The sequence below is a fragment of the Streptomyces sp. NPDC048349 genome (genome assembly GCF_040651925.1).
Classification (GTDB): Bacteria; Actinomycetota; Actinomycetes; order Streptomycetales; family Streptomycetaceae; genus Streptomyces.
The window spans coordinates 251,663-265,560 of sequence record NZ_JBEZLA010000001.1 but is presented as its reverse complement, the minus strand read 5'-3'; the positions used below and the strand labels follow the sequence as shown (position 1 = coordinate 265,560).

Annotated in this window: 11 protein-coding genes; 10 read left to right on the top strand and 1 reads right to left on the bottom strand. The window is 73.2% G+C overall.

Features of this window, described 5'->3' with window-relative positions:
- Window positions 1-248 precede the first annotated feature (248 nt).
- The gene (locus tag AB0D44_RS01295) at window positions 249-911 is read left to right on the top strand and encodes a response regulator transcription factor (protein ID WP_362582620.1); all 663 of its coding nucleotides are present in this window, start codon (window positions 249-251) and stop codon (window positions 909-911) included.
- 262 nt (window positions 912-1,173) lie between these two features.
- Here AB0D44_RS01295 and AB0D44_RS01290 read toward each other — a convergent pair whose 3' ends face one another.
- Window positions 1,174-2,715, bottom strand: a complete 1,542-nt coding sequence (locus AB0D44_RS01290) for a protein kinase (protein WP_362582617.1) — start codon at window positions 2,713-2,715, stop codon at window positions 1,174-1,176.
- Between the two features lie 261 nt (window positions 2,716-2,976).
- Between AB0D44_RS01290 and AB0D44_RS01285 the strand changes: the two genes are divergently transcribed.
- From AB0D44_RS01285 to AB0D44_RS01245, 9 genes are all read left to right on the top strand, one after another.
- Window positions 2,977-4,626: a protein kinase gene (locus AB0D44_RS01285; RefSeq protein ID WP_362582614.1), complete on the top strand. Its 1,650-nt coding sequence runs from the start codon at window positions 2,977-2,979 to the stop codon at window positions 4,624-4,626.
- Between the two features lie 145 nt (window positions 4,627-4,771).
- The gene (locus AB0D44_RS01280; protein ID WP_362582611.1) at window positions 4,772-5,401 is read left to right on the top strand and encodes a hypothetical protein; all 630 of its coding nucleotides are present in this window, start codon (window positions 4,772-4,774) and stop codon (window positions 5,399-5,401) included.
- A gap of 73 nt (window positions 5,402-5,474) precedes the next feature.
- Entirely contained in the window at window positions 5,475-6,131 is a 657-nt protein-coding gene (locus AB0D44_RS01275; RefSeq protein ID WP_362582608.1) for a PadR family transcriptional regulator, read from the top strand.
- Between the two features lie 25 nt (window positions 6,132-6,156).
- Window positions 6,157-6,903: an ABC transporter ATP-binding protein gene (locus tag AB0D44_RS01270; RefSeq protein WP_362582605.1), complete on the top strand. Its 747-nt coding sequence runs from the start codon at window positions 6,157-6,159 to the stop codon at window positions 6,901-6,903.
- A gap of 101 nt (window positions 6,904-7,004) precedes the next feature.
- Window positions 7,005-9,767, top strand: coding sequence for an FtsX-like permease family protein (locus AB0D44_RS01265; protein WP_362582859.1), 2,763 nt, complete (start codon window positions 7,005-7,007; stop codon window positions 9,765-9,767).
- A gap of 93 nt (window positions 9,768-9,860) precedes the next feature.
- A complete protein-coding gene (locus AB0D44_RS01260) occupies window positions 9,861-10,400 on the top strand; it encodes a bacterial proteasome activator family protein (RefSeq protein ID WP_362582602.1) in 540 nt (179 codons plus the stop codon).
- Window positions 10,401-10,579: 179 nt separating this feature from the next.
- On the top strand, window positions 10,580-11,506 hold the full coding sequence (locus AB0D44_RS01255) for an NTP transferase domain-containing protein (RefSeq protein ID WP_362582599.1): 927 nt from the start codon (window positions 10,580-10,582) through the stop codon (window positions 11,504-11,506).
- A complete protein-coding gene (locus AB0D44_RS01250; RefSeq protein ID WP_362582596.1) occupies window positions 11,503-12,810 on the top strand; it encodes a molybdopterin molybdotransferase MoeA in 1,308 nt (435 codons plus the stop codon). Before AB0D44_RS01255 ends, AB0D44_RS01250 begins: the two co-directional genes overlap by 4 nt.
- Window positions 12,798-13,895: a potassium channel family protein gene (locus AB0D44_RS01245; protein ID WP_362582593.1), complete on the top strand. Its 1,098-nt coding sequence runs from the start codon at window positions 12,798-12,800 to the stop codon at window positions 13,893-13,895. Before AB0D44_RS01250 ends, AB0D44_RS01245 begins: the two co-directional genes overlap by 13 nt.
- Window positions 13,896-13,898: the final 3 nt, after the last annotated feature.

The following is a 13,898-nucleotide window of genomic DNA, read 5'->3' as shown; positions in this document are numbered from 1 at the left end:
GGTGGGTGCGCGCTGTGTACGGGATTCAGGCGTGACAGGTGCCCCGGCGAGTGCCCTGCGCAATGCACGTTACCCAGTGCGCCGCATATCTGCGAAACCCCGTTTGACCTGGGATTTTGCTTGGATTTCCAAGTAAATCCGGCGACGCGGGAACAACCACTGGTCACAGCCTTGCAGGGGCCGGGAACAACGGCACGTTATCCCGGGTAACTCCGGCAGGGAAGGGGTGAGTGTGTGAAACTGACTTCGTGCGCGAAGACGGAAAAATCAAGGTATTCCTCCTGGACGACCACGAAGTGGTACGTCGGGGCGTCCACGAGCTGTTGTCGGTCGAACAGGACATCGAGATCGTCGGCGAGGCCGGCACGGCGGCCGACGCCCTGATCCGTATTCCCGCCACCCGCCCCGACGTCGCCGTCCTCGACGTCCGCCTGCCCGACGGGAGCGGGGTGGAGGTGTGCCGCGAGGTGCGCTCCCAGAACGAGGACATCAAGTGCCTGATGCTGACCTCGTTCGCCGACGACGAGGCGCTCTTCGACGCGATCATGGCCGGTGCCTCGGGATACGTGCTCAAGGCGATCCGCGGCAATGAGCTGCTCAGCGCCGTACGGGACGTGGCGGCGGGCAAGTCGCTGCTGGACCCGGTGGCCACCGCGCGCGTGCTGGAGCGGCTGCGCGACGGCAAGAACGGCAAGGGCGACGACCGGCTGTCGAACCTCACGGAGCAGGAGCGCAAGATCCTCGACCTGATCGGCGAGGGCCTGACCAACCGCGCCATCGGCGAGCGGCTGCACCTGGCCGAGAAGACGATCAAGAACTACGTGTCGAGCCTGCTCTCCAAGCTGGGCATGGAGCGCCGGTCGCAGGCCGCCGCCTATGTGGCCCGCCTGCAGGCCGAGAAGCGCGCCTGACCGGGATCCCCGCTTGTGGTCGGTCCGGTGCACCGGAACCGCACGGATCGTCGAACCGACCCACGCCGAACCGGAGCCATTCGGACCCGGTCCGCATTTCGTCGATAGAGCGGTCTTCGACCCGGTCTCCATGCGGATCGAACCGCAGTTCGTGACCGCGCACTTCCTCGCCGCCCCTCCGGAACGGCAGTACCGGAACGCGCTCTGATACGCGAACAGGCCCGGAGGAATTCATTCCGCCGGGCCCTTTCGCGTGCGCCTGTCACTCCTCGAAGAGACCGCCGCCCGTCTCCACGGGCTTCGAAGGCGTCGCCGACGGGGTCTTCGACGGCGTGGAGGACGGGGACTTCGAGGCCGACGGGGACGTCGACGGCGAGGTCGAGGGGGACGCCGAGGGGGACGTGGACGGGGTGTAGCTCGGCGCCCGGCTGCGGGTCGCGGTGAACGTCGGCTCGCTGTAGGAGGGGCTGTTGTCCGGGGTCTGCTGCGACGGCGTGGTCGGCGGGGTACCGGACGGGCTCTGCTGGCTGGAGGAACTCGTCACGGGCGTGGTCGGACCGTTGTCCTCGTTCTTCTTGCCCACCGAGCTGACGGCGTAGGCGACGCCGGCCGCCACCGCGACGATCGCGAGCACCGCGAACAGCCACATCTTCCAGCGGCTCGCGCCGCGGTCCTCGTAACCGTCGTAGCCGCCGCCGCGGCCGCCCTGGCCGTTGCCGTTGCCGCCGCCCGGGAAGGCCGAGCCGTCGTCCGGGTTCAGCGGCGGCACCATCGGCTGGTGGAACTGTGAGGTCGAGGCGTTGGCGGGGTACTGCTGCCCGCCGCTTCCGCCCACGGGCATCGCGGCGGTGGCCGCCGCCCCGCCCCGCCCGTGCGGCAGGGTCATGGTGACCGGGCCGGTGTTCCAGGTGCCGGTGTTCGGCCCCTGGTCGTGCAGCATCTGGAGCGCGTACTGGACCAGCCCGCGCATCTCCTCGGCGCTCTGGAACCGGTCGTCCGGGTCCTTGGCCAACGACCGCATGACCAGGCCGTCGAGCTCCTGCGGGATGTGGCGGCCCTCCGGCAGCTGAGAGGGCGGCACCGGGGCGTCCTGGACGTGCTGGTAGACCACCGACAGCGGGGTCTCACCGGTGAAGGGGGGCCGCAGCGCGAGCAGTTCGTACAGCAGGCAGCCGGTGGCGTACAGGTCGGAGCGGTGGTCCACGGCCTTGCCGAGGGCCTGCTCGGGCGACAGGTATTGCGGGGTGCCCATGACCATGCCGGTCTGGGTCATCGTCGACTGGACGCCGTGCAGGGCGCGGGCGATGCCGAAGTCCATCACCTTCACCGCACCGGTGTCCGTGATGATGACGTTCGCCGGTTTGATGTCACGGTGCACGATGCCGTGCTGGTGCGAGTACGCGAGTGCCTCGAGCACGCCCGAGGTGATGATGAGTGCCTGCTCGGGGCCCGGGGCCTCGGCGCTGATCAGCAGGTCGCGGATGGTGCGGCCCTCGACGAGCTCCATCACGATGTACGGGACGGTGTTGGGGCCGACCCGGTCCTCGCCCGAGTCGTACACGGCGACGACGGCGTGGTGGTTGAGCCCGGCCACGGACTGCGCCTCGCGCGTGAAACGGGCCTTGGACACCGGGTCTTCGGCCAGGTCGGCGCGGAGCAGCTTCACCGCGACGGTGCGGCCCAGGCGCACGTCCTCGGCGGCGAACACCTCCGCCATGCCGCCGCGGCCGAGCCGGTGCGTCAGCCGGTAACGGCCGTCCCCCACCAGGCCGCCGGCGCCCCAGTGCTCAGGACCATCGGCCATCCCGGCGCCGTTTCCCTCGGGTTCGGGTGCCATCAGTCCTCGCCGTCGTCTCTCTCGGCCGCCGCTCAGCGGTGTCCTCTGCTCTGGTGCTCCGATGAACGCTACAGCCTCGGAACCGGTCACCGTTCGGACAAGGGCCGACGTGGCCATGTGGTCACGGAACGGGTACCTGGCTTGACGTGTGCTTGCCCTCCGGCAGACTGGGCGCGACATGCGCTCAGCCAGAGGCGTAGGGACACATCCCGAGGGGAAGCAACAGTCATGAGCCAGGACGGCACTCAGGGCCAGTACGCGGGCGGCTCTCTGGCCGGTGGCCGTTACCAGCTAAGGGACTTGCTGGGGGCGGGCGGCATGGCCTCCGTGTACCTGGCGTACGACTCGGCGCTCGACCGGCAGGTCGCCATCAAGACGCTGCACAGCGACCTCGGGCGCGAGGCGTCCTTCCGCGAGCGCTTCCGCCGCGAGGCCCAGGCTGTAGCCAAACTGTCGCACACGAACATCGTCTCGGTATTCGATACCGGCGAGGGCGAGGTGACGTTCGCCGGCTCCGGCGCGGGCGACGGCACCGTGATGCCGTACATCGTCATGGAGTACGTGGAGGGCCGGCCGCTCGGCTCGGTGCTCGACGCGGACATCCGGCAGTACGGGGCGATGCCGGCGGACAAGGCGCTGAAGGTGACGGCCGACGTGCTGGCCGCGCTGGAGACCAGCCACGAGATGGGGCTGGTCCACCGCGACATCAAGCCCGGCAACGTGATGATGACCAAGCGCGGCGTGGTCAAGGTGATGGACTTCGGCATCGCGCGGGCCATGCAGTCGGGGGTCACCTCGATGACGCAGACCGGCATGGTGGTCGGCACCCCGCAGTACCTGTCGCCCGAGCAGGCGCTGGGCCGCGGGGTCGACGCCCGCTCCGACCTGTACTCCGTCGGCATCATGCTCTTCCAGCTGCTGACCGGGCGGATTCCGTTCGACGCCGACTCGCCGCTGGCCATCGCGTACGCCCACGTGCAGGAGGAGCCGGTCGCCCCGTCCTCCATCAACCGCTCGGTGACCCCGGCGATGGACGCGCTGGTGGCGCGGGCCCTGAAGAAGAACCCGAACGAGCGCTTCCCGACGGCCGCGGCCATGGGTGACGAGGTCGCGCGCGTCCTGGGGTCGGGGCAGACCGGGGCTCCGGTGATCATCCAGGGCGCCCCGACCGGCGGCAGCGGCGCGGGCGTGGCCTCCGCGGTGTTCCCGCCGGTGGACTCCGGCTACCACGCGCCGCAGTCCGTGCAGCACCCCTACCAGCCGCCGCACACCCCGGCGCCGTCCCCGTACGCGCCGACTCCCGCCCCCCAGGCGCACGCCCAGGGCGGCTACGCCTACCCGCACACGCCCGCGCCGCAGCAGCAGTACGCGCCGCCGACCCCGCCGCCGTACACGATCTCCCCGACGAGCGCCCCGAGCGGGTCCGGCGGGGACAAGCGGAACATGCCGGTGGTCGTGGGCGCCGTCGCGGTGGCCCTGCTGGCGGTCGGCGGCCTGATCGCCGCGATCTCGATGGACGACGACAAGAAGAAGGACAACGAGGCCTCGCCGGGGGCCTCGACGGCGGCGTCCGGCTCCGCCAAGCCCGGGTTCAAGGGGCCCGACCCCTCGCGCACGATCGACCCGAAGAAGTGCAAGGAGCCCACGAAGCACTACAGCGAGGCGGGCAAGTACCAGGCGCCGGACCTGCGCTACAAGAACCTGCTCTCCGTGAAGGAGTGCATCCAGGCCTCCGGCGGCAAGTACAAGATCGTCGAGAAGGACGAGGCCGTGTACGGCAAGGACATGGTGCTGGAACAGAGCCCGCAGCCCGACGACAAGATCGACAAGGAGGGCACGGAGTACACGCTGACCGTGTCCACCGGCAATCCGGGCTGACCCCGCCCCACCGGCGGGCCCCCTGGCCCCCGCGCGACACACCGGCATCCCGGGCACCCTGACGAGGGGCCCGGGATGCCGGCTTTGCCCCGCTATGCAACCCTGAGCGAGACATCCTGGCTGCTCGGGACGGGAGGGGCACCCCGTGATCCAAGGCTTCCGCCCGCCGCGCTGGCTCGCCTGTGCCGCGCTGGCCGCCGCCACGCTCTCCTCCGCCGCCCCCGCACACGCCCGGGCCCTCGCACCGGCCCCCGCCGCCGCACGGGCCGTGCCCCTCGCCCTCGTCCTCTCCCCCCGCGTCACGCTCGCCCCGGCCGCCGCCCCCGCCGCCCGCGCCGCCGCCCCGGCCGCCGCCGCCCCCGCCGCCGCCCCGGCCGCCGCCGCCCCCGCCGCCGCTCCGGCCGCCGGGGCGCCGCGCGCCCGGGGCCCGCTTCCGGCGGAGGCCGCGGACCCGCCCGACGGCCCCCGCGACGGGCTGGCCGGCAGCGCCGCCGGAGCCGGCCGGCCGCACCCCGGCAGGCCCGTCACCGAGCCCGCCAATCCGGAGATGCTGGTGGCCTCCCGCCCCCTGCCCCCCGTACGGCCCCGCCCCGAACCCCCCGAACCGCCGCGGGCCGCGGCGACCCCGCCGCCCGCGACGGTCGGCGCCCTGGGCACCGGACCGAACGAGCGGGCCGCCGACCTGGCCGCCCACATACTGCCGCTGGGCACCGGATTCGCGCTGATGGGGCTGGGTCTGGGCTATCTCGGCATGCGGCTGCGCAAGGGCCTTTAGGGCGGCGTCCCCCTTCCGGCGTAGGACCTGAGATGGTTGCCGGAGGTGGACATACTCGGTATACATACTCGGTATGTCGATCCGTCACGGGCTTCTCGCCCTGCTGGAACGGGGCCCTCGGTACGGCTCCCAGCTGCGCACCGAGTTCGAATCCCGCACCGGCTCCACCTGGCCGCTCAACGTCGGGCAGGTGTACACCACCCTCGCCCGCCTGGAACGCGACGGACTGGTCGCCCCCGGCGGCGAGGACGCCGCGGGCCACACCCTCTACGCCATCACCGACGACGGACGCGCCGAACTGCACCAGTGGTACGGCCGGCCCGTCGACCGCGCCCACCCGCCCCGCGACGAGCTGTCCATCAAGCTCGCCATGGCCGTGGGCGCCCCCGGCGTGGACATCCGCGCCGTCATCCAGTCCCAGCGGCACGCCACGATCAAGGCGATGCAGGACTACACCCGGCTCAAGGCCACGGCTCTCGCCGCCGTCGAAAGCGGACAGTCGCGCGAACGCGACGACGTGGCCTGGCTGCTGGTGCTGGAACAGCTGATCTTCCAGACCGAGGCCGAGGCGCGCTGGCTCGACCACTGCGAAGCCCGGCTCGTCCGGCTCTCCCGGCCGGCCGACGGTGGAGCCGCCGAGCCCGTGCCACCGCAGGCCGCCGCGGGAGCCGAGGCTCCCGCCCCGACCACCACCGACCGGCCCCGCACCGCCCGCACGCGGCGGAGCTGAACCACCGTCCCAGGGGGGACCCTTCATGCCCGACCAGCACCAGCCCCAGCAGCCCGTCCTGCAGTTGGACCGGCTCGTACGCACCCACGGCAGCGGCGCCACCGAGGTACACGCCCTGCGCGGCATCGACCTCTCGGTGTTCCCCGGCGAACTCGTCGCCGTCATGGGCCCGTCCGGCTCCGGCAAGTCCACTCTGCTCACCCTGGCCGGCGGACTCGACACCCCGAGCAGCGGCCGGGTCGTCGTCGAGGGCACCGACCTCACCACGGCGAGCCGCAAGCAGCTGGCCGCCCTGCGCCGGCGCAGCATCGGGTACGTCTTCCAGGACTACAACCTGATCCCGGCCCTCACCGCCGCCGAGAACGTGGCCCTGCCCCGTGAACTCGACGGTGTCTCCGCCCGCAAGGCCCGCACCTCGGCCCTCGCCGCACTGGAGGAGATGGGACTGGGCTCCCTCGCCGACCGCTTCCCCGACGAGATGTCCGGCGGCCAGCAGCAGCGCGTGGCCATCGCCCGCGCCCTCGTCGGCGACCGCCGCCTGGTCCTCGCCGACGAGCCCACCGGCGCCCTGGACTCCGAGACCGGCGAGTCCGTGCTCGCCCTGCTGCGCTCGCGCTGCGACGCGGGCGCGGCCGGGATCCTGGTCACCCACGAACCGCGGTTCGCGGCCTGGGCGGACCGGGTGGTCTTCCTGCGCGACGGCAGCGTGGTCGACGAGACCCTGCGCAGCCGCGCCGACTCCCTCCTCTCGGGGCAGGCGGCGGGCCAGTGACCCGTCCGCTCCAAGGCCGGTACCACGCGTGGGTCGCGGCGCTGCGCATCGCCCGTCGCGACGCCTGGCGCGCCAAGGGCCGCAGCGCCCTCGTCCTGTCGATGATCGCCCTGCCCATCGTGGGGGTGAGCGCCGCCGACCTGACCTTCCGCAGCGGCCAGCTGACCGTGGAACAGAAACTGACCCGGGAACTGGGCGCCGCCGACGCGCGGATGGACGCCGCGCACCTGGGCGCGCCCCTCTACCAGGAGCCGACGGGCACCGGCTACGCACCCGTCGGGGGCTTCGACGCCTACACGCCGCCGCCGCGCGGGAAGGACGCGGACCCGCAGGCGGCCGCCTCGGCGATCCCGCAGGGCGGGCGGTCCGTCAAGGACAGCCACGCCTACGCCAAGGTGCACACCGCCCACGGAGTGCTCGGCATCGAGCTCCGCGAACTCGACGTGCACGACCCGGTGACGGCCGGCCTGATCACCCTCGACCGCGGCCGGCTCCCCGAGGGCGCGGGCGAGGTCATCGCCACCAACGCCTTCCTCGAGCACTCCGGCCGGTTCGTCGGCTCCTCGGTCACCCCGCGCGGCGCCACCGCCTCGTACAAGATCGTGGGCGCCTACGAGCTGCCCTCCGACCTCAAGAAGGACGAGCTCATCGCCCCGCCGGGGACCCTGCTCGGCCCGCTCGACACGGCCTTGCAGGCCTCCGGCGTCACCGGGGTGCGGATCCGGGACTCCTACCTCGTCGCGGTCGGCGGCGACGGTTTCACGTGGAACATGGTCAAGGCGGCCAACACCAAGGGCATGACCGTCCTGTCCCGCGCCGTAATGCTCGACCCGCCGCCCGACTCCGAGGTGCCGCTCTACCAGCAGCAGCCCAAGGAGGAGTTCACCTTCTCCGGGAGCAGCCGCGCCACCGAACTGGCCGTGCTGGCCACCGTCGTCGGCCTCGCCATGCTGGAGATCTGCCTGCTCGCCGGACCGGCCTTCGCCGTGGGCGCCCGCCGCTCGCGCCGCCAGCTCGGGCTGGTCGGGGCCAACGGCGGCGACCGGCGGCACATCCGCTCCATCGTGCTCTCCGGCGGCCTGGTCATCGGCGCCGCGGCCGCCGTCATCGGCACCGCCATCGGGGTGGCCCTGACCCTCGGACTGCGGCCGGTGCTGGAGGAGTTCCTCGGCGAGCGCTTCGGCGGCTTCGAGGTACGGCCGCTGGAGCTGGCCGCCATCGCCCTGCTCGCCGTCCTGACCGGCCTGCTGTCCGCGATCGTCCCGGCCGTCACCGCGTCCCGGCAGACCGTGCTGGCCTCGCTGACGGGCCGCCGCGGGGTCCGCCGCGCCAACCGGGTCCTGCCCGTCCTCGGCCTGCTCGCCGTCGCGGGCGGCGCCGCGATCGCCCTGCTCGGCACCGCCTCGAAGACCGGCTCCACCGTCGTGGCCGGCGGCAGCGCCCTCGCCGAGCTCGGCATCGTCGCCCTCACTCCGGTCCTGGTCGGCCTGTTCGGGCGGCTCGGGCGATGGCTCCCGCTGTCCCCCCGCCTCGCCCTGCGCGACGCCGTGCGCAACCGGGGGCGTACGGCGCCGGCCGTGGCCGCCGTACTGGCCGCCGTCGCCGGCACCGTCGCGGTCGCCACCTACGAACACAGCCGGGACCTGCAGAACCGGCACGAGTACGTCGCCTCCTACCCGTACGGCTCGGGCATGGTGAGCATCAACGACAACGTCGACCACAAGGACGTGCCCGCCGTACGCGACGCCCTCGCCAAGGAGTTCCCGCTGGCCGTACGGGCGGACGTGGAGCGGCTCGTGGCCGGCAGGCCCGGCTGCGACGGCTACACCATGGAGCTGGGCTGTGGACGGGCCGAGCTCCTGACGCCCAAGGAGCAGCGCTGCCCGCTCTACGAGGCCCCCAACGGGCCGGCGTCCTTCACCCCGCAGCAGGCCCGCGAACTGCGCAACGACTGGCGGTGCGCGGAGCCGCGGTTCGGCAAGGCGAACGACACGGTCGTCGCCGACGAGAAGCTGCTGGCCGTCCTGGCGGTCACCGACCCGGGTGCGGTGTCCGCCCTGAAGGCGGGCACGGCGGTCTCCTTCGACAAGCGCAACGTCAAGGACGGCAAGGTCACCATCCGCCTGATCACCGACCAGGAGAAGGCCGAGAGCGCGAGGTCGCGCAACGAGGACCCGCCGGGCGAGGACAAGGTCCTGGCCGCCCACCAGGTGCCCGACGGTGTCGAGGGCTACGGCCTCAAGCTGGTCCTGCCGCCCCGGACGGCCGAGAAGGCAGGGCTTGCGACCGCCCCGTTCGGCTCGTACTTCGCCCTCGAGCAGACGGCGTCGACGGAGCAGCGGCAGCGCCTGGACGGCATGCTCGACCGGATGGGTGTGGACGCCTCCGTGGAGGTCGAGGCGGGTTACCAGGGCGACAACGACCTCGTCCTGCTCCTGCTGACCGTCTTCGCGGGCCTGGTCACCGTCGGCGCGGCCGGTATCGCCACCGGCCTCGCCCAGGCCGACGCCGAGGCCGATCTGAAGACCCTGGCCGCGGTCGGCGCGGCCCCGCGCGTCCGGCGGACGCTCAGCGGCCTGCAGTGCGCGGTCGTGGCCCTGATGGGCGTCGTCCTGGGCACGGCGGCCGGGGTGCTGCCCGCCGTCGGCCTGCGGCTCCTCGAGCGGCAGGACATGGAGCGCCTCTACGAGAACGGCATCGCCCTGGGGAACATCGGCACGGACGAGGCCGGGGCGTACGTCCCGATCGCCGTGCCCTGGGAGACCCTGGGCGCGCTGATCGTCCTCGTACCGCTGGGCGCGGGGCTGCTGGCGGCGCTGGTGACCCGCTCGGGCGGGGCGCTCGCGCGACGCGCCGCCGGGTAGCACGCACGGTGACACGGTGCCTCCGTACAGGGTGGATCACGCCCGTACGGGGGCACACCGTGTGAGTACGAAGGTGTGCGAGAGAATGTCGGCATGGAGATGCCGAGGAGTGAACGGTCGCAGGACAGTCCCCCGCACGTCCTGATCGTGGGACAGGACGGGATGACGGTCGGCGGCGCCGATGACGAGTCGCGCGAGGTCCCGGTGACGGAGATGGTCGAACAGCCCGCCAAGGTCATGCGGATCGGCAGCATGATCAAGCAACTCCTGGAAGAGGTACGTGCCGCGCCTCTCGACGAGGCGAGCCGGGTCCGGCTCAAGGACATCCATGCCGCCTCGGTGAAGGAGCTGGAGGACGGCCTGGCCCCGGAGCTCGTGGAGGAACTGGAGCGCCTGTCCCTCCCGTTCACCGAGGAAGCCATTCCCTCGGAAGCGGAACTGCGCATCGCCCAGGCGCAGTTGGTGGGCTGGCTGGAGGGCCTCTTCCACGGCATCCAGACGGCCCTGTTCGCGCAGCAGATGGCGGCGCGGGCCCAGCTCGAACAGATGCGCCGCGCCCTGCCGCCCGGCGCCCCCACCGACGACGACGATGACGGCCACCACGGGGCGATCCGCTCCGGCCCGTACCTCTAGCCCGTTACCTCCAGCAGTACGCACGGCGGGGCCGGCCCTTGCGGCCCCGCCGGCGTTCGCGGCGCGGGGCCCGGGGCGGAGCCCGGGCCGCGATCCCGGGCCGCGGACCCCGGCCGGCACATGAGCCGCAGGTGGACGGGGCTCCCCGCGGGGGACACGGCCCACGCATACTCTGGGGCATGAGCTACGACGCCATCGTGCTGGCCGGCGGCGCCGCGCAGCGCCTCGGCGGGGCGGACAAGCCCGCGCTGAGCGTCGGCGGCCGCCCCCTCCTCGACCGCGTCCTCGACGCGTGCGCCGACGCGGCCGCCACCATCGTGGTCGGCGGCCGCCGCCCCACCGCCCGCCCGGTCCGCTGGACCAGGGAGGATCCGCCCGGCGGCGGCCCCGTGGCCGCGCTGGACGCCGGACTGCGGCAGACCACCGCCGAACTGGTCCTCGTCCTCTCCGCGGACCTGCCCTTCCTGGACCGGGAGACCGTACGCGCCCTGCTGACCGCGACCGGCGCGCACGCGGGCGGGCACCAGCCCGGCACCGGCCCCCGCCCCGGGTCCGGCCACGAGGGCGCCCTGCTGCGCGACCCGGACGGCCGGGACCAGCCGCTCATCGCCGCCTACCGCGGCGAGCCGCTCCGCCGCGAGCTGGCCCTCCTCGCCACCGAACACGGCAGCCTCGCCGGGCTCCCGCTGCGCGCGCTCACCGCCGAACTCGACCTCACCCGGGTCGCGGCGCCGCCGTTCGCCTCCTTCGACTGCGACACCTGGGACGATCTCGCCGCCGCCCGCGCCCGGATCAGGGAGCATGGAACCGTGCTGGACCAATGGATCACCGCCGTCAAGACCGAGCTCGGCATCGACCTCCCCGTCGACGTCAAAACCCTGCTCGACCTCGCCCGTGACGCCGCCCACGGCGTCGACCGGCCCGCCGCACCGCTGACCACCTTCCTGGTCGGCTACGCGGCGGCGCGGGCCGAGGCCGCCGGGGCCGACCCCGCCCTGGCCGTCGCCGAAGCCTCCCGCAAGGCCGCCGGCCTGGCGCTGCGCTGGGCCGCCGAGGCAAAGGCCGCCGACTCCCCCGACGCCCCCCGCGAGAACGGCTCAGGATGACCCCCGCGAACTCCGCCGAACAGGCCCTCGACGAGGCCCTGGCCCTGGTCAGCCGCACCCCGCACGGTGGCGGCGGCGCCGGCGCCGGCGGCGGCCACCGCGCCCACCCCTGGCCCCGGGCCCGGGACACCGCCGCCCGCGCCGGTGACGGCGTGCGCGCCCGCACCCACCGGGTCCCCCTCGCGGACGCCCTCGGCGAGGTGCTGGCCGCGCCCCTGGACGCCCTGACCGATCTGCCGTCCTTCGACACCTCAGCCATGGACGGCTGGGCCGTCGCCGGTCCCGGCCCGTGGAGCGTCCGCGCCGGCGAGGGGGTACTGGCCGGCTCCGAGCGGCCCGGACCCCTCGCGGACGGCGAGGCCGTACGGATCGCCACGGGCGCCCGGATCCCCGCCGACACCACCGCCGTCATCCGCACCGAACACTGCCACGAGAGCGGCACCCAGCTCTTTGCGGACCGGCGCGTCCTCACCGGCCAGGACATCCGCCCGCGCGGCCAGGAGTGCCGCTCCGGCGACCTGCTGCTGCCCGCCGGATCGCTCGTCACCCCCGCCGTGCTGGGCCTCGCCTCGGCCGCCGGGTACGACGAGCTGACCACCCGGCCCCGCCCGCGCGTGGAGATCCTGGTGCTCGGCGACGAGCTCCTCACCGAGGGCCTCCCGCACGACGGGCTGATCCGGGACGCACTGAGCCCCATGCTCGGCCCCTGGCTCACCCGCCTCGGCGCCGAGGTCCTCGGTACACGGCGGCTCGGCGACGACCCGGCCGGAGCCGAAGCCCTCTTCGAGGCCGTCACCACCTCCGGGGCCGATGTCGTCCTCACCACCGGCGGCACCGCCTCCGGGCCCGTCGACCACGTGCACCCCGTCCTGCACCGGGCCGGAGCCGAACTCCTCGTCGACGGCGTCGCGGTACGCCCCGGCCACCCGATGCTGCTGGCCAGGATCGGCGACCGGGCCGGTGGCCGGCACGTGGTCGGGCTGCCCGGCAACCCCCTCGCCGCCGTCTCCGGGCTGCTCACGCTGGCCGAACCGCTGCTGCGCGCCCTCGCCGGCCGCCGCCCGCGGCCCCGCTACACGGCCGCGGTCCAGGGCGACGTACCGGGCCACCCGCACGACACCCGGCTGGTCCCGGTCCTGCTGAGCGGCGAGCACGCGCAGCCGCTGCGCTACAACGGTCCCGCGATGCTGCGCGGCGTGGCGGCCGCCGACGCGCTGGCCGTCGTACCGCCGCACGGCGCGCGGTCCGGGCAGGAGCTGGAGATCCTCGATCTTCCCTGGGCCTCCGGAGGATGTTTCACGTGAAACTGCACGGTGACGACGCCATGGCCCGGGGCGCCGACGAGAAACTCGTCTCCCGGCGCATCAAACTCCCCACGCGGGTCGTCGAGAAGCCCCTGCGGCAGGTCACCAGACGCCTGTTGATGGCCCTCTTCGTGCTCTGCCTCACGGTCCTGATCGTGTGGCTCGACCGCGAGGGCTACCACGACAACGCCAACGAGAAGGTCGACTTCCTCGACTGCGTCTACTACGCGACCGTGACGCTCTCGACGACCGGCTACGGCGACATCGTCCCCTACAGCGACAGCGCGCGGCTGGTGAACGTCCTGCTGATCACCCCGCTGCGCATCCTGTTCCTGATCATCCTGGTCGGAACCACCCTGGAAGTCCTCACCGAGCGGACGAGGGAAGAGTGGCGGCTGAGCCGTTGGAGGAAGAACTTGCGTGAGCACACGGTGGTGGTCGGCTTCGGCACCAAGGGCCGTTCGGCCCTGCAGACACTGCTGGCCACCGGCCTGCGCAGGGACCAGGTCGTCGTCGTCGACCCGAGCGCCAAGGTGATCGACATGGCCAACGCGGAGGGCTTCACGGGCGTGGTCGGCGATGCCACCCGCTCCGACGTCCTGCTGCGGGCCGAGCTCCAAAAGGCCCGTCAGATCATCATCGCCACCCAGCGCGACGACACGGCGGTCCTGGTCACGCTGACGGCGCGGCAGCTCAACCGTGGCGCGAAGATCGTCGCGGCGGTGCGCGAGGAGGAGAACGCGCCGCTGCTGCGCCAGTCGGGCGCGGACGCGGTCATCACGAGCGCGAGCGCAGCGGGCCGGCTGCTGGGCCTGTCCGTCCTCAGCCCGAGCGCGGGCACCGTGATGGAGGACCTGATCCAGCAGGGCAGCGGCCTCGACCTCATCGAACGGCCCGCCAACCGGTCCGAGGCCGGCAAGTCGGTGCGCGAGACGGACGACCTGGTGGTGAGCGTGCTGCGCGGGCACCGGCTGCTGGCGTACGACGATCCGCACGCGAGCCCGATCCAGCTGACGGACCGTCTCATCACCATTGTCCGCGCGGCGCCGACTTCACCGCCGGTGACCCTGCCCTCCGCCGAGTAGATC